Here is a 14,440-nt window from a genome sequence, read left to right as displayed (position 1 = left end):
ATGTTGCTTACCTCCGCATATCGTGCGTACCTGCAATTGCTGAGCCCCTTGCGAGAGACAGCTCAGATCTGGCGCCTCATCATTGGGCTGATCATCGCCACCGGCATCTTCCTGATCTGCAATCAAACGCTACTTCGCACGCTTTTGACCTGGCAGGGCAAGAACGCGCCAGCTTTTTCGGAAAAACTTCTGGCGGGATCCACACCTCTTGCGATGTACGTGGTTTTGGGAGGTTTTGGCTTCATTATCCTCGGCGTTGCGATCGCCTTGCGCGTTGTTCACAGTCGCGGTTTTGCTGGTATTTTCGGGGATTTACCACTCTGCTGGGCGCAGATGCGCGCCGTTCTGACCTTGTTGGTGCTAATCAATCTCTTGATCTGGATCCTGCCTCCTTGGGACATGGGTGCTCCGGTTGAGTTCAACATGAAGCTGAGCAGATGGCTCATTTTGCTGCCATTTTCACTGTTGGCGGTTCTGATTCAAGTAAGTGCCGAAGAGGTGTTGTTTCGAGGTTACATCCAGCAACAACTTGCGGCGCGATTCAACTCACCGCTGATCTGGATGCTCTTTCCCGCGGTCCTTTTCGGCCTTGGGCATTACATGCCGGAAGAGGCGGGTACGAATGCAACCGCGATCGCGATCTGGGCCGTTGCGTTTGGCGTGCTGATGGCGGATCTGACGGCGCGAGCTGGCACTTTGGGCCCTGCCATTGCGGTGCATTTCGCCAACAACGTCACTGCGATCCTGATCATTTCCTTGCCAGACAATCTATCGGGACTTGCGCTTTATCTGAGCCCCTTTTCGCTGGGAGACAGCGAGGCGGTGCGTGCCTGGTTGCCTGTCGACTTCGGGTTCATGATCGTAAGCTGGCTTGCGGCTCGGCTTGCGATCCGGCGTTGATTGCACTTTGCCCGCGACGCGATTAACTAGAGTCTAAGGGACGCCAAAGGATAGCCACATGAACTGGATCACAAACTATGTCCGGCCGAGAATCAATTCGATTTTCTCGCGCCGTGAGACGCCGGACAACCTGTGGACCAAATGCCCTGAGTGCGGCACCATGCTGTTTCACCGCGAAGTCTCTGACAATTTGAATGTGTGCACAAATTGCGACCACCACATGCATATCACGGCGCGTGACAGGTTTGTTGCGCTCTTTGATGGTGGTATTTTCACCGAAATTGAAGTCGAAGCGCCGAAGCCGGACCCGTTGAGTTTTCGCGACCAAAAACGGTATCCGGATCGCTTGAAGGCCGCGCAGAAACAAACCTCCGAAACCGAGGCGATGTTGGTTGCTGCGGGCGAAATTGGGCGTACGCCCATTGTTGCCGCGGCGCAGGATTTTGATTTCATGGCTGGCTCAATGGGCATGTATGTCGGTAATGCCATTATTGTTGCAGCGCAGGAAGCCGTGAGACTCAAGCGCCCGTTGATCTTGTTCTCAGCGGCCGGTGGTGCGCGGATGCAGGAGGGCATTCTGAGCCTAATGCAGATGCCGCGAACAACCGTTGCGGTGCAGATGCTCAAAGAAGCCGGGCTGCCCTATATCGTCGTTTTGACGCATCCGACGACCGGTGGCGTGACGGCAAGCTACGCCATGTTGGGAGACGTCCACATTGCCGAACCAAACGCGCTGATCTGTTTTGCCGGACCACGTGTGATCGAACAAACAATCCGAGAAAAGCTGCCCGAAGGGTTCCAGAGGGCGGAGTATCTGCTGGACCACGGCATGCTGGATAGGGTGACACCGCGCGGCAAGATGCGTGATGAATTGATCACGATTACGCGGATGTTGCTGGGATTGCCACCAGCCGTTCGCGGTGATTTGCCACCGCCTAAGGTCACCGCGGAGGTTGCCCCCTCAACGGCCAGTGGTGCGAAAGATACCCCGCCAACGACCGCCAAAAAATGACCGCTCCAAACTCGGACACCATCCTGGAGCGGATGATGGCCCTGCACCCCAAGATCATTGATCTGACACTGGATCGCATGTGGCGGTTGCTCGATGCCTTGGGCAATCCGCAAAATGCGTTGCCCCCCGTGATCCATATTGCCGGCACAAACGGCAAAGGGTCTACGCAGGCGATGATCCGCGCGGGTCTTGAGGCCGCGGGCCACCGGGTGCATGCCTATACCAGCCCGCATCTGGCGCGGTTCCATGAGCGTATCCGCGTCTCTGGAACATTGATATCGGAGCCAGATCTGACGGCAGTTTTGGATGAGTGCTATGCTGCCAACAACGGCGAAAACATCACCTATTTCGAGATCACGACCTGTGCGGCTTTGCTGGCGTTTTCTCGCGCGCCTGCGGATTATACTCTGCTCGAAGTGGGGTTGGGCGGTCGGCTGGACGCCACCAACGTGATCGCAAACCCCAGAGTTACGGCCATCACGCCGGTCTCGATCGACCACCAGCAGTTTTTGGGCGACACCCTTGCCAAGATTGCCTTTGAAAAGGCGGGCATTCTGAAGCGCGGGATACCTTGTGTCGTTGCACGTCAGCAAGAGGACGGTTTAGAGGTCATTGAAGAGGTGGCAGAGCGCACCGGTGCGCCATTGTGCGCCTTTGGTCAGCACTGGCACGCAGGGCCTGAGCGTGATCGCATGATCTATCAGGATGACACCGGTCTACTGGATTTGTCGCGCCCGAACCTGCCAGGGGACCATCAGATCATGAATGCAGGGACAGCACTTGCCGTGCTTCGATACTTGGGCTGCGGGTCTGATGTCTGCGAGGCCGCGGTGACGCAGGCCGAATGGCCCGCGCGCTTGCAGCGCTTGGTAAGCGGCCCGCTGGTGAACGGTGCGCCAGATGCGGAGTTATGGCTTGATGGGGGGCATAATCCGGCTGCGGGCGAGGCCCTCGCGACGCATTTGCGTAACATGTCTGCGCGCCCAACCTACCTGATTTGTGGCATGCTCAACACCAAAGACGTCGTTGGATATTTGCGGCCTCTGGCTGATGTGGCCGATGGATTGAGTGCCATTTCCATTCCTAATGAGGCCAACACATTGCCCGCTGAAAAGACAGCCGAGGCCGCCCGTGACGTGGGTTTCGATGTACAAACGGCGGATAGTCTACAAGAGGCCTTATCGGGCATTGTGACGCACACCCCAAATGCGCGTGTACTCATTTGCGGCTCGCTCTATTTGGCCGGGGCGGTGTTGCGAGAAAACGCCTGACAAGCTCTAATTATTCGTGGTGCACAATTTGCGGCGAAATACGTGGGCATAATGGACACTTGCCAAAGCCAGATCCAAGAGCCCACCTTAAAGGCCCCAACCTTCGGATTGCATCTCGCGCAGTCGCGACGCTGTGCGCTCAAACTCAAACGTACCTTCACCCTCGAGATAGAGCATTTCCGGCTTCGCAGCTGCCGAACAGATTAACCTGACCTTGGCCTCGTAGAGTGCATCAATAAGCGTCACGAACCTTTTCGCTTCGTTGAAATTGTCGCGCGAGAGAGTGGGTATGCCATCGATCATCAAAACCTTCACGGCTTCTGCCAGTGTCAGAAAATCGGCGGGCCCCAAAGGTCTGCCACACAGCTCATGGAACCCGGTGCGCGCGACGCCGTTGCGAAAAGCGGGTAGTGTCACCTCACGACCCTTAACCTTAAGGGTCAAAGGCGCGCCCGGTCCTCCTGCGAGATCGCGCCAAACGGTATCCATCGTGGCGCGTGCCTCAGCATTCACCGGTGTGAAATACACCGGCTGCCCGCCCAAACGATCCTGCCGATAGTCCGTTGGGCTGGCCAGTTCGATGACGTTCATTTTCTCTTTGATCAAGGCGATGAAAGGTAAAAACAGGTCGCGGTTTAGCCCGTTCTTGTAAAGTTCATCCGGTATCCGGTTGGAGGTTGTTACAACAACGACGCCGTCCTCAAAGAGCGCCTGAAACAACCTGCCAACAATCATGGCATCGGTGATGTCACTGATCTGCATTTCGTCAAAGGCGAGTAGACGCACCGACGCTGCGACATCCGCAGCAACTGGCGCAATGGCATCTTCAACCTCGGTTTTGCGCACTTCATGTATCGCAGAGTGGATTTCTTGCATGAATGCGTGAAAGTGGACCCGGCGTGCGGGAATGTCGCCCAAATGTTCCACGAACAGGTCCATCAGCATAGATTTTCCACGCCCGACGCCGCCCCAGAGATAGAGACCGTTCGGAGGTTCCGGGGCCTTGCGAAAAAGACCCTTTTTAACCGGCGCACTGAGTGCAGCCCGGATGCGGTCAAACTCCGGCATGACGGTGAGTTGCGCTTCATCTGCTTGCAATTCACCCGCGTCAATCAGGCCGTGATAAATGTCGTTGAGCGTTTCCATGATGTTTCAATAACTTGCTGTTGTCTCTTAGAAAAGGCTGCTGATGTATCAGACGTTATGATGGCTTTTTCACGATCGTTGATTTGACCCCAAAAACAACATGGTTACTGTCGCGCGGAGGAGTACATGTCATGCAACCTCGCACGCCGCTTTTTACGCCAGTCCTTATTGTCAGCTGTGTCATCATTATCGTCAGTTTTGCGATCCGATCGACTTTTGGCGTTTTTCAGATTCCCATTGCAGAGGAATTCGGCTGGCTGCGGGCCGAATTCTCGCTGGCGATTGCCATTCAAAACCTGGCTTGGGGTATCGGCCAGCCGCTGTTTGGCGCTTTGGCCGAAAAAATTGGAGACCGAAAATCGATTGTATTGGGCGCATTTGTCTATGCCCTTGGGTTGGTATTGTCGGCCCAGTCGTCAACGCCCATAGAACATCAACTCTATGCTTGGCTCATCGGCTTTGGCATTGCCGGCACGGGTTTTGGCGTGATTTTGGCAGTGGTAGGCCGTGCCGCATCCGATGAAAACAGGTCGATGTCACTCGCAATTGTTTCGGCGGCGGGTAGCGGTGGGCAAATCTTTGGACCGCCCATTGCCGAATGGCTACTGGGTTTCATGACTTGGCAAAGCACGTTTTTGCTCTTTGCTGCCGCGATCATTCTGGTGTTGCTGAGCTTGCCGATGATGCGCGCGCCGGTGATGGCCACAAGGTCAGATCTGGAAGAAAGCCTTGGACAAATCCTGGTCAAAGCCTTTCGCGACCCATCCTATACGTTCATCTACTTGGGTTTTTTCTCCTGCGGATACCAAATTGCCTTTATCACCGCGCATTTCCCAGCCTTTGTCACAGAGCTTTGTGGTCCGATAATGCCGGGTGGTACTTTGGACTCAATGGGGATCAGCACAACGTCAGCACTCGGCGCGGTGTCCATATCGCTGATTGGCATTACGAACATTGGGGGCACATTGCTGGCTGGATGGGCTGGCAAACACTACACCAAAAAATACCTCCTGGCTGGCATATATACGGGCCGGACCGTTGTTGCGGCCTTGTTCATCATCTTTCCGATCACACCCGCGAGCGTCATCTTGTTCTCCATTGCTATGGGCTCGCTGTGGCTTGCGACAATCCCGCTAACCTCTGGCCTGGTCGCGCATATCTATGGTCTGCGCTATATGGGCACGCTTTATGGAATCGTTTTTCTAAGCCACCAATTGGGCAGCTTTCTGGGGGTTTGGCTGGGAGGGCGGATGTATGATGTCTATGGCGACTATACACTGGTGTGGTGGATCGGTGTGGGTGTCGGCGCCTTCAGTGCGCTGATCCACCTGCCGATACGCGAACGCAGGCTGGAAGGTTTGCGTACAACCTAAACGGACTGCCGGGTGAAGTGATCGATGTGTTCCAAAACATCTGCAGTGTGGGAGTAAATCAAGCCATGGCCCGCCCCTTCAACCGCTTCGTTCTGAGCATTTGCGTTCAAATCCGTAAGCTTGTCCGCACAAGTCAGAGGGATGACGTCATCCTCAGCGCCCCAAATAGCGAGCAGCGGTACGCCTTCAGTCTTGAGGGTCATATGGTCATTAGCCAAATCTTCAGAAAGCAGACCGGTCAAACTTGCTCTTACAGAGCGAATGAAGCCGCGCCAGTTCAGCTCGGCCTTTTGCCGGTCGCTGATGCCTTCAACGCGGTTCGGTCCGGATTTCTCCGTAGCAATCGCCTTGCGCAATATCGCTGGATATCGGGACAATATCAGCCATGCGCCGATCACCGGCAGCTTTAGAGCAAATCCCAGATTGCCTGTTTGAACGGGTTTCATCCCGGCGGGTGCCAGTAAAATCAGTTGCCTGATACGATCCGGTTGGCTGGCCGCAAAGATGGCCGAAATCGCCCCGCCCATCGAATATCCCAAAAGGGTGATATCGTCTTCCAGGCCTTGATCGGCCAGAAGATCGGCCAGTTGTTGCATGAAGAATGCACGATCTTGCAGGCCGTGGGGACGATCAGAAAAACCTCGACCGTAGAGGTCGTATACCAGAACGCGAAACCCCATCATTACCAGACCTTGTGCCACCCCGCGCCAAACAAAGCTGGGAGTCGTCAATCCGTGTATGCAGACTGCGACTGGGCCGGTATCTGCGCCATACCACTGATAATGCGTGACGCCCTGCGACAGGTTGGCGAAGCTTCCAGGTGCTTGCGCGCGCGCCTTCTGGTTCATCGGTTTGCGCATCGCCTCGATGGCCCACGGGTAGGCCAAAATGCTTACGGGAATGAAAAGGAGCCAGATCAAGCCGTATCCTCCCACCGTTCCAGAATGTAGCGACATGTCATCAGGTCGAGATGTGCGCCGCCGCCATTTTTGAAAATGGTGATTTCGTTATCGGATTCGCGCTTGAAGTCGCCCGGTCGGTAATAATCTGCTACGATATTTTCTGCGGTGATCACGCCGGTTTCGATCGGAATTTTAAGCTCGCCGATATGCCCCACGGTCGTATCGAGGCTGTCGACAAACAATCTCCCACGGGTAAGGGCGGTGTCATCTACCTCTCGCATATCGGGGCGGTAGGCGCCTATCAGATCAATGTGTTGGCCCGGCTGAAGCCAGTCACCCATTATCAACGGATCGGTTGACATGGTCGCACTGGCGACAATATCCGCAGTGCGCACCGCACTTTCCAAATTGTCCGCAACCGTGAGATTTGGAAGGGTCGCCACCATTTTTTGTGCTGTTTCCCGAGTCCTGTTCCACACAGTAAAATGCGCTTGTGGAAAGACTGCACTGTAGGCCGCATACAACGCGTGTGCTTGCGTGCCTGCGCCCACGAGCAGGATGATTCGGCTGTCAGGCCGTGCAAGCCGTCGGGCGGCCAGCAAGCTGTCGGCCGCCGTTTTCCATTTGGTGACAAGGTGGAAATCAATGATCGCCTGCAATGTCCCGTGGTCGTCTGAAAACAGCATGACGCCACCGTTGATGGCACTGTTTCCCTTTTCCAGGTTTCCCGGGAAAATCGTTGCGGATTTTACGGCGAGGCCCAAACCATCGATCCAAGCGGCGCGGTTCAAAAGCGTGTCGGGATCGCGGTAGAGAAACGTATCTGCGATCTCGGCCTTGGGCAACAAGTGCCCGGCGGCTAGCGCATCTGTTAACGCAATCCATTCCAGCCGCGCTTCGCCTGCGTCAAACGGTATGATTGCTGTGCTCATTGCGCTTCGCTCTGAGATAACAAACCTACGTCAACCAGCCGGTTTGCCCACCCTTGCGGGCCTTCGAAAAGATGCGTTTGCCAGCCGTAATCGTCGGCTGCGTGAATGTTCTCGGTTCGATCATCGGTGAAGATGATCTCGGACCCTTGCAGGCCGGATGTGGCCTGGACCTGACGATAAATCTCCGGGTTTGGTTTCGTCACGCGCATGTGGCCGGAGATGAAATCCCGATCAAAAGCGTTCAAAAACGGGTAATGCGTGGCGGCAAACGCATAGCTGTCAATGCCAAAGTTCGTCAGCGAAAACACCGGTACGCCCTTGGTCTGCAGAGCTTTCATCAAACGCACTGAATGATCAATCACCGGGGTCGCCATTTCGATCCAGCGGTCGTGCCACATTCGAATTTCGTCCCGCCATTGCGGCAGCGCATCGGCCTGCGCATAGATGGTTTCGGCAAAAGGATGTCCCAGATCAACAAGTTCGTTCATCGCATGCAAATCGACGTCGGCAAACATGGCGCGGCGGCGGTCTTCGCCAATAACGGCGTCATAAAACCTTTCGGGTTGCCATTCTATCAGGACATTCCCGATGTCAAAAATCACCGCTTTTGGTTTCATGACAGGCCCTATATTTCAGTCTAGTCAGAGGGTTGATTTGGCGCTTCTCAGAGATCGTTCCAACGCGTCCAGAAAACGGGAGCGGTCGGCTTTTGTAAAGCCCTTGCCGCCGCCCTGGCGAAAAGGATCGGCGGCGCGCAGATCTGTCATCAGGTCTCGTGTTGCCAAAACGTTGCCGATATTGGCGGATGTCAACGCTTCGCCATTGTGCTTGAGCACCTGTGCGCCGGCTTCGACACATTTTGCAGCCAGTGGAATGTCGCCCGTGATCACCACATCGCCCCTGCCGCACCGGTCGGCGATCCACATATCTGCCACATCCGGGCCGTCCGGCACGATCACGGTTTCGACCAATGGATTTTGTGAAGGCCGAAGCCCGCCATTTGACACAACGTACATTTTGACGCGGTGCCGGGTTGCGACCTTTTCAGCCTCGGCTTTGACCGGGCAGGCATCCGCATCAATGTAGAGCGCGGTCATGTGTGGAGCGCGTCTGCGTGAAAGGCCAGGTGTTCTTCCATGAAGGTGGAGACAAAAAAGTAGCTGTGATCATACCCCGGTTGCAGGCGCAGTGTTGCCTGTTGTCGCCGTTTTGCAGTGGCTTCAGCGAGAGCTTCGGGCTTCAGCAAGTCTATGAACTGATCCTTGCTGCCAGTGTCGATGAGGATCGGCCCGTCAAAGCCGTTTTCCTGCATCAGCAATGTGGCGTCATGTCCGGCCCATTTCGTTTCATCTGTGCCCAGATAGGCGGTCAGCTGTTTGCGACCCCAATCGCTGGCGGTGGGGTTCGATATTGGCGCAAACGCCGAGACAGATCGGAAACGCCCCGGCAGTGACATCGCCATTGTCAGCGCACCGTGCCCACCCATCGAGTGCCCGGTTATCGATTGACGCGACATGTCCAAATCGAAATTCCGCTCCAGCAGTGTGGGCAAATCGCTGGTGATGTAGTCCCACATCTGAAAGTGGGGCGCCCATGGCGTTTCCGTGGCGTTGACATAAAAACCGGCGCCCTGACCGAGATCATAGGCTTCGTCATCTGCAACGCCTTCGCCACGTGGCGAGGTGTCCGGGAAAACCAGCGCGATGCCGTGTTCAGCCGCCCAGCCCTGCGCGCCAGCTTTGGACATGGCGTTTTCATGGGTACATGTCAGACCGGAGAGATACCAAAGCAATGGGACGGGGGCATCTTTGACTTCCTGTGGCAGAAACAATCCAAAGGTCATGTCGCAGGCACAGCTTTCCGAGGCGTGGGTGTAAACACCCTGGGTGCCTCCGAAACAGGCATTTTCCGAGATGGTTTCCATGGCAGTCTCCTTGCAGGTGTTTTCTGTTGGCTACCCTTTGCTGGGGTATCCGGCAAGCCCTGGCCTTCAGCTGGGAGCAACGATTGCTATGATCCCGCTGACTGTCAGAATACTGACTACGGTGGATACCAGAATCGCAGCTGACACACGATGGGGTGCAACGGCGTAGTGCTGCGCCAAGATATAGACGTTTCCGGCGACGGGCAGGGCGGCCGCCGCGATGATGACGGCAGCGAAATAGGGGTCAGCAGGAAAGAGATAGAGCACGCCAATGGCGACCAGAAGCGGGTGCAAACCAAGCTTGCAAAAGGTGAGCCATCCGGCGATGTGTAGCCTTTCCGCAGACTTTGTGGCAAGTGACCCGCCGATCGCAAACAATGCGCCGGGCGTTGCAGCGGCGCCCAGAATGGCCAGAAACTCATTGACCGGAGCCGGGATCGGGATGTCGAAATAAGACCACGTCAGACCTGCGACAATTGCCATGATCATAGGGTTCTTGATCAGCCCGAGACTGACCGTGCGCAAGACGCCAATTTGCAGACGACCGTCGCGTGAACCGGTTATCAGGATGACAATCAGGCTGGAAAATACAATCAGATCAACGGCCAACGCCATCATTACCGGGCCAACAGCTGCCTCCCCCATCAAGAGTGTTAGCATTGGCACACCCAGAAAGCCCACGTTGCCGATGGCCGCGCATTGCGCCTCGACGGCGGCGGTGGCCACGTCGAGTTTGCGCAAGTATCCGACAAGCGTTGCGATCAGATAGACCGCCATGGTGCCTGCCAGATAACCGGCAACAAGATTTGGATCCCAGACTTCCTCGAGCGACAGGTTCGCTGAAAAGCGAAACAGCATCGCGGTTAGGGCGAAGTAAAATACGAACTTGGTCAGATAAGCGGTCGCTTCTTCCGTAAAAAACCGAGTGTAGCCCGCCCAGTATCCCAAACCGATCAGAGCGAAAAAGGGAACTGTCTTGAAAAAGATTTCAATCATGATCGGGTGTTAGAGCGAACCGTACAGTTGCGCAAGTTAGCCAGAGCCGATCAATGCGCCTGCGCTGAAAACAAGGGCGCCTCCGACGACTACTTGCAGGGTTGCCCGCCAAAAGGGTGTTTCCATGAAACGGTTCTGGATCCAGGCGATGGCCCACAATTCCACAAATACGACCGCGATGGCGATAGCGGTTGCGGTCCAGAAATCTGTAATGAGATAGGGCAGCGCGTGGCCCAAACCGCCGACTGTGGTCATGATGCCGGAAGCGAACCCGCGTTTTACCGGTGAGCCACGGCCCGAAAGTTGACCGTCGTCAGAAGCGGCCTCGGTAAAACCCATCGAGATGCCCGCGCCCACAGATGCCGCCAGACCCACTAGGAAAGTTGTCCAGGTGTCCTGGGTCGCGAAAGCCGTTGCAAATATGGGAGCCAGTGTTGAGACGGAGCCATCCATTAGGCCCGCAAGCCCGGGCTGAACCCAGGTCAACAAAAACTGTCGGTGCGCGGCTTCTTCTTCGGTTTGGCGGATTTCCGGTCCAAGGTGCTTGGCTTCAAGATCGCCCGCGATGATCTGATGCCCGGCTTCTGCGGCGGCAAGATCACCCAACAGTTTTCGGGTGGCAGCATCGGTCGCATGGGCCGCTGCAGTTACGTAGAACTTTTCTGCCTCGCGCTCCATGGCTCCGGCTTCGGCGCGGATCCGTTCCAACCCGAGGTTTTCCACCAGCCAGACGGGTCGACGCTGAAAATAGCCAGCAACATGTTCGCGTCGGATCAATGGGATTACATCGCCGAAACGCTCTTGGTGGAGGTCAATCAACTGCTGCCTGTGTCGGTCTTCTTCTTGTGCCATGCCGTCAAAGACATGGGCAGAATCGGGAAATTCCTGGCGCAGGGTTTCGGCATAGCCTCGATAGATACGGGCGTCATCCTCTTCGGACGAGATCGCCAGAGCCAGTATTTCCTGTTCGGTCAGATCCCGGAACCGTTTGCGAAAAAAGGAAGATCGCATTGTGTAAACCTCAAATATTAGAATCATTCTAATGTACTTGTAGTCGTCGGGCAATCAAGTTTGCAGAAGCTGTTTTGGAATTTGCTTGGAACTGAACGGTTCGGTTTATATTGTGGTTCTGAACAGCCGGGGGCGCTATGACAGCTACAGCCGAAATGATCCGCAAGGGGCGCAAGTTCGATCAGGTGCTGGAAGGCGCTCGTCAGGTTTTCATGGCAGATGGGTTCGAAGGTGCCAGCGTGGATGATATCGCACGGGTCGCCAATGTATCCAAGGCGACGCTCTACAGTTACTTTCCCGATAAGCGGCTTTTGTTCATGGAGGTCGCCACGACCGAGTGTCAAAGGCAATCACGCTATGCGCTTGACAGCATCGATATGGAGGCGGAGCCGCGCGAGGTTCTCAAGCAAACGGGCCAGCATTTTTTGAGGTTTATTACTTCCAAATTCGGGCAGCAGATTTTCCGGATGTGTGTGGCTGAGTCCGATCGTTTTCCTGAGTTGGGTCAAAAGTTCTACAACTCTGGCCCGGCAGTTTTTCGGTCGGTCATTGCGGCCTATTTCGAACAGGCCGAAGCGCGGGGCCAGTTACAGATCGAAGATCGCATTCTGGCCGTGGATCAGTTCGGTGAATTATGCAAAGCGGATATTTGGCCGCGTTTGATTTTTGGCATGATCAAAGGTGTCACCCCAGCTGAGATTGACCGCGTTGTTGATGGGGCGGTTGAAACCTTCATGGCGCGCTACGGGGTGTAACAGGGGGGACTCGACTCGCGTGCTCCCGCGATTTACTGATAAGAACAAATAAAGAACAAATCGAATCTGATCGTCCTGCTGCCCTATGACGGACCGCCGTATCCTTTCGCTTTGGTTCCCGCATCTGGGGGCCGACCGGCTCATGCGTCGGGAACCGCAGCTTGCGGATGTGCCCTTGGGCGTGGTGCAGGATCTAAATAACATGCAGGTCTTAACGTCTCTTAACCCCAGCGCCTTGCGGTTTGGGTTGCGGGTGGGTCAGCCCGTGCGAGATGCCCATGCCATGTGCGAAGGATTGATGACCCGAACCCGCTCTGTGCAGGGCGAGGCGGGGTTTCTGACATTGCTTCAGCGCTGGGCGGGTAAATTCAGCCCCTGGGTGGCGACGGAAGCCGACGATGGGCTGGTGGTTGACCTGACAGGTTGCGCGCATCTTTTCGGGGGCGAAGAACCTTTGATCGCCGTGGTGCAACAGGATTGCACCGATCTGGGGCTCACTGTGCGTATGGGGTTGGCAGACACGCGGGGCGCGGCCTGGGCATTGGCGCGTTTTGCAGGTCAGGCGGCTGGATCACACCGGTCGGGTGACGCCATTGATCAGGAAGCCCGCGCCACCCGGTCGCGTTCTGGAAAGCGACGCCATTGGACCAAAGGTGGTGCCGCTCCGATGGTTACGTTGGGCCGTGCTGAGGCCGCGCACCGCATCGCGGCGCCGGGTCAGATGTACTCCGCACTGGGCCCGCTGCCTGTTGCCGCGCTTCGGCTGGATCCGGAGCTGACGGCACAATTGGCGCGGTTGGGCTTGCGCCGGATCAGTGATCTGCTGGGCCAGCCGCGCGCAGGCCTGGCGCGGCGGTTCGGGCGCGGTCTGGTGATGCGCATGGATCAGGCGATGGGCTCTGCGCCCGAACCTGTCTCCCCTGCCAAACCGCCCGATCATTTTGCCGTTCGGTTGACCTTGCCAGACCCTATTGGGTTGGAGGCAGACATACTTGCGGGGCTAGGTCGGCTGCTGCCACGTCTTTGCAAAAGCCTTGAAAACAAGGGGCGTGGCGCGCGGCGCGTCCGCCTTCAGGCCTTTCGCAGTGACCATGGGATCGAAAGCATCGAGGTGGGTCTGGCACGCCCTTCCCATGATCCCGACCGCATCCAACCGCTGTTGGCACTGAAGCTTGGTGAGATCGATGCAGGTTTTGGGATTGATATGCTGCGGGTGGAGGTGATCCAATCCGAGCCGCTCCATGAGCGCCGTGTCGTGGGTCATCTGGAGGCTGGCCATGCAGTTAACAAGCGGCTGGCGCAGAATACAGCGCTGGACGATCTCATCGGACGGATCGGCGCGCGTGTCGGGCTGGAAGCCATCACCCGGCGGCATCCTGCCTCAAGCCATATCCCCGAAAAGACCAGTACGGTTCAGGCCGCCGCATGGTCCGTGCCCCATGAAGGGGATTGGCCCAAAGCGCCCAATTCGCGCCCCATGCTGATGTGGCAGCCGGAGCCGATAAATGCACCAGATGCGCCGCAGGTCCCTCAGGCGTTTCGCTGGCGGGGGCAGAGTCTGGAGCGGGTGCGTGCCATCGGCCCCGAACGGATTGCGCCTGAATGGTGGCTGGATGATCCCAATTGGCGCAGCGGCGTGCGCGACTACTGGGTGACGGATACAACAGATGGCCAGCGCTTGTGGCTGTTTTACGGTCATGGTGGCACGATGTCGTCTGGCTGGTTTTGTCAGGGGGCTTTTGCCTGACAAACGATATACGCGTCAATGCGGTCTTGAGCTCCTACGACGTTTTCTGCGACGCTCTTTGTTCATCGCCCGCAACCTGTCAAAGGTCGCATCTCCCAAAACACCGCGCAGGAGTTATTTCGCGTTCAAGCCTGATTTTATTGTAGTCTCGGCAACTGTCTCAGAATGAATTCGAGGCGCGTATTTGAAAGTCTGTGCCCCAACGCCAAACTGAACATCCTTTAACAGTTGCGTCCGGATTTTATGATATTGGGCATCAGAAACGGCTGGTTTGATCGCTTTTCGCAAATGAACAAAGAATTCATGCCCTCTGATTTCAAAGGTTTCGAAGTCCAGCAGGTCTGGTCGGGAAACGGAGTTAGTCAAAACAGGTTCGACAATCAGGTATCGCCATGCTCAGAATGCCGCACTCCCTCAAAACATCCACACATCTCCTCAAGAATTTGATCGGATTGAGTATGTGCTCAACGT

Annotated in this window: 14 protein-coding genes; 6 read left to right on the top strand and 8 right to left on the bottom strand. The window is 56.1% G+C overall.

Translation table 11 applies throughout. From position 1 onward, the window contains the following. Genes AB8B75_RS02905 through AB8B75_RS02895 form a run of 3 tightly spaced genes read left to right on the top strand, consistent with a single transcriptional unit; the run spans position 1 to position 3,183 of the window. Positions 1 to 900, top strand: a complete 900-nt coding sequence (locus tag AB8B75_RS02905) for a CPBP family intramembrane glutamic endopeptidase (RefSeq protein ID WP_405359690.1) — start codon at positions 1 to 3, stop codon at positions 898 to 900. 58 nt (positions 901 to 958) lie between these two features. Continuing rightward, entirely contained in the window at positions 959 to 1,912 is a 954-nt protein-coding gene (gene accD / locus AB8B75_RS02900; RefSeq protein WP_405359689.1) for an acetyl-CoA carboxylase, carboxyltransferase subunit beta, read from the top strand. Then, positions 1,909 to 3,183, top strand: coding sequence for a bifunctional folylpolyglutamate synthase/dihydrofolate synthase (locus AB8B75_RS02895; protein WP_405359688.1), 1,275 nt, complete (start codon positions 1,909 to 1,911; stop codon positions 3,181 to 3,183). Before accD ends, AB8B75_RS02895 begins: the two co-directional genes overlap by 4 nt. 87 nt (positions 3,184 to 3,270) lie before the next feature. On the opposite strand, the gene zapE is transcribed toward AB8B75_RS02895, so the two are convergent. Next, on the bottom strand, positions 3,271 to 4,329 hold the full coding sequence (gene zapE, locus AB8B75_RS02890; protein WP_405359687.1) for a cell division protein ZapE: 1,059 nt from the start codon (positions 4,327 to 4,329) through the stop codon (positions 3,271 to 3,273). Positions 4,330 to 4,460: 131 nt separating this feature from the next. On the opposite strand from zapE, the gene AB8B75_RS02885 reads away from it, so the two are divergent. Next, positions 4,461 to 5,702 (top strand): MFS transporter, encoded by a 1,242-nt coding sequence (locus tag AB8B75_RS02885; RefSeq protein WP_405359686.1) that lies wholly within the window; start codon positions 4,461 to 4,463, stop codon positions 5,700 to 5,702. On the opposite strand, the gene AB8B75_RS02880 is transcribed toward AB8B75_RS02885, so the two are convergent. From AB8B75_RS02880 to mbfA, 7 genes are all read right to left on the bottom strand, one after another. Then, entirely contained in the window at positions 5,699 to 6,622 is a 924-nt protein-coding gene (locus tag AB8B75_RS02880) for an alpha/beta fold hydrolase (protein ID WP_405359685.1), read from the bottom strand. The two genes, AB8B75_RS02885 and AB8B75_RS02880, sit on opposite strands and share 4 nt — an antisense overlap. After that, the gene (locus AB8B75_RS02875; RefSeq protein ID WP_405359683.1) at positions 6,619 to 7,536 is read right to left on the bottom strand and encodes an ornithine cyclodeaminase family protein; all 918 of its coding nucleotides are present in this window, start codon (positions 7,534 to 7,536) and stop codon (positions 6,619 to 6,621) included. The genes AB8B75_RS02880 and AB8B75_RS02875 overlap by 4 nt, the downstream gene beginning before the upstream one ends. Then, positions 7,533 to 8,153, bottom strand: a complete 621-nt coding sequence (locus tag AB8B75_RS02870) for an HAD-IA family hydrolase (protein WP_405359681.1) — start codon at positions 8,151 to 8,153, stop codon at positions 7,533 to 7,535. Before AB8B75_RS02870 ends, AB8B75_RS02875 begins: the two co-directional genes overlap by 4 nt. A gap of 24 nt (positions 8,154 to 8,177) precedes the next feature. Further along, positions 8,178 to 8,633, bottom strand: coding sequence for a YaiI/YqxD family protein (locus tag AB8B75_RS02865; protein ID WP_405359680.1), 456 nt, complete (start codon positions 8,631 to 8,633; stop codon positions 8,178 to 8,180). Continuing rightward, entirely contained in the window at positions 8,630 to 9,460 is an 831-nt protein-coding gene (fghA, locus tag AB8B75_RS02860) for an S-formylglutathione hydrolase (protein ID WP_405359679.1), read from the bottom strand. The genes AB8B75_RS02865 and fghA overlap by 4 nt, the downstream gene beginning before the upstream one ends. A gap of 66 nt (positions 9,461 to 9,526) precedes the next feature. Beyond that, positions 9,527 to 10,456, bottom strand: a complete 930-nt coding sequence (locus AB8B75_RS02855; protein WP_405359678.1) for an AEC family transporter — start codon at positions 10,454 to 10,456, stop codon at positions 9,527 to 9,529. A 36-nt stretch (positions 10,457 to 10,492) separates the two neighbouring features. Further along, positions 10,493 to 11,467: an iron exporter MbfA gene (mbfA, locus tag AB8B75_RS02850; protein ID WP_405359677.1), complete on the bottom strand. Its 975-nt coding sequence runs from the start codon at positions 11,465 to 11,467 to the stop codon at positions 10,493 to 10,495. Between the two features lie 137 nt (positions 11,468 to 11,604). Here mbfA and AB8B75_RS02845 point away from each other — a divergent pair, with 137 nt between their 5' ends. After that, on the top strand, positions 11,605 to 12,222 hold the full coding sequence (locus AB8B75_RS02845; protein ID WP_405359675.1) for a TetR/AcrR family transcriptional regulator: 618 nt from the start codon (positions 11,605 to 11,607) through the stop codon (positions 12,220 to 12,222). 85 nt (positions 12,223 to 12,307) lie between these two features. Continuing rightward, on the top strand, positions 12,308 to 13,969 hold the full coding sequence (locus AB8B75_RS02840) for a Y-family DNA polymerase (protein WP_405359674.1): 1,662 nt from the start codon (positions 12,308 to 12,310) through the stop codon (positions 13,967 to 13,969). Positions 13,970 to 14,440 lie beyond the last annotated feature (471 nt).

The organism is Roseobacter sp. (assembly GCF_045106495.1).
Taxonomy (GTDB): Bacteria; Pseudomonadota; Alphaproteobacteria; order Rhodobacterales; family Rhodobacteraceae; genus Roseobacter.
This window is presented reverse-complemented; position numbering and strand designations above follow the sequence as displayed.

Excerpts from the sequence above, each read along its gene's own strand:
- AB8B75_RS02905 (WP_405359690.1), top strand. The coding sequence starts at position 1 with ATGTTGCTTACCTCCGCATATCGTGCGTACCTGCAATTGCTGAGCCCC.
- accD (WP_405359689.1), top strand. The coding sequence starts at position 959 with ATGAACTGGATCACAAACTATGTCCGGCCGAGAATCAATTCGATTTTC.
- AB8B75_RS02895 (WP_405359688.1), top strand. The coding sequence starts at position 1,909 with ATGACCGCTCCAAACTCGGACACCATCCTGGAGCGGATGATGGCCCTG.
- zapE (WP_405359687.1), bottom strand. The coding sequence starts at position 4,329 with ATGGAAACGCTCAACGACATTTATCACGGCCTGATTGACGCGGGTGAA.
- AB8B75_RS02885 (WP_405359686.1), top strand. The coding sequence starts at position 4,461 with ATGCAACCTCGCACGCCGCTTTTTACGCCAGTCCTTATTGTCAGCTGT.
- AB8B75_RS02875 (WP_405359683.1), bottom strand. The coding sequence starts at position 7,536 with ATGAGCACAGCAATCATACCGTTTGACGCAGGCGAAGCGCGGCTGGAA.
- AB8B75_RS02870 (WP_405359681.1), bottom strand. The coding sequence starts at position 8,153 with ATGAAACCAAAAGCGGTGATTTTTGACATCGGGAATGTCCTGATAGAA.
- AB8B75_RS02865 (WP_405359680.1), bottom strand. The coding sequence starts at position 8,633 with ATGACCGCGCTCTACATTGATGCGGATGCCTGCCCGGTCAAAGCCGAG.
- fghA (WP_405359679.1), bottom strand. The coding sequence starts at position 9,460 with ATGGAAACCATCTCGGAAAATGCCTGTTTCGGAGGCACCCAGGGTGTT.
- AB8B75_RS02855 (WP_405359678.1), bottom strand. The coding sequence starts at position 10,456 with ATGATTGAAATCTTTTTCAAGACAGTTCCCTTTTTCGCTCTGATCGGT.
- mbfA (WP_405359677.1), bottom strand. The coding sequence starts at position 11,467 with ATGCGATCTTCCTTTTTTCGCAAACGGTTCCGGGATCTGACCGAACAG.
- AB8B75_RS02845 (WP_405359675.1), top strand. The coding sequence starts at position 11,605 with ATGACAGCTACAGCCGAAATGATCCGCAAGGGGCGCAAGTTCGATCAG.
- AB8B75_RS02840 (WP_405359674.1), top strand. The coding sequence starts at position 12,308 with ATGACGGACCGCCGTATCCTTTCGCTTTGGTTCCCGCATCTGGGGGCC.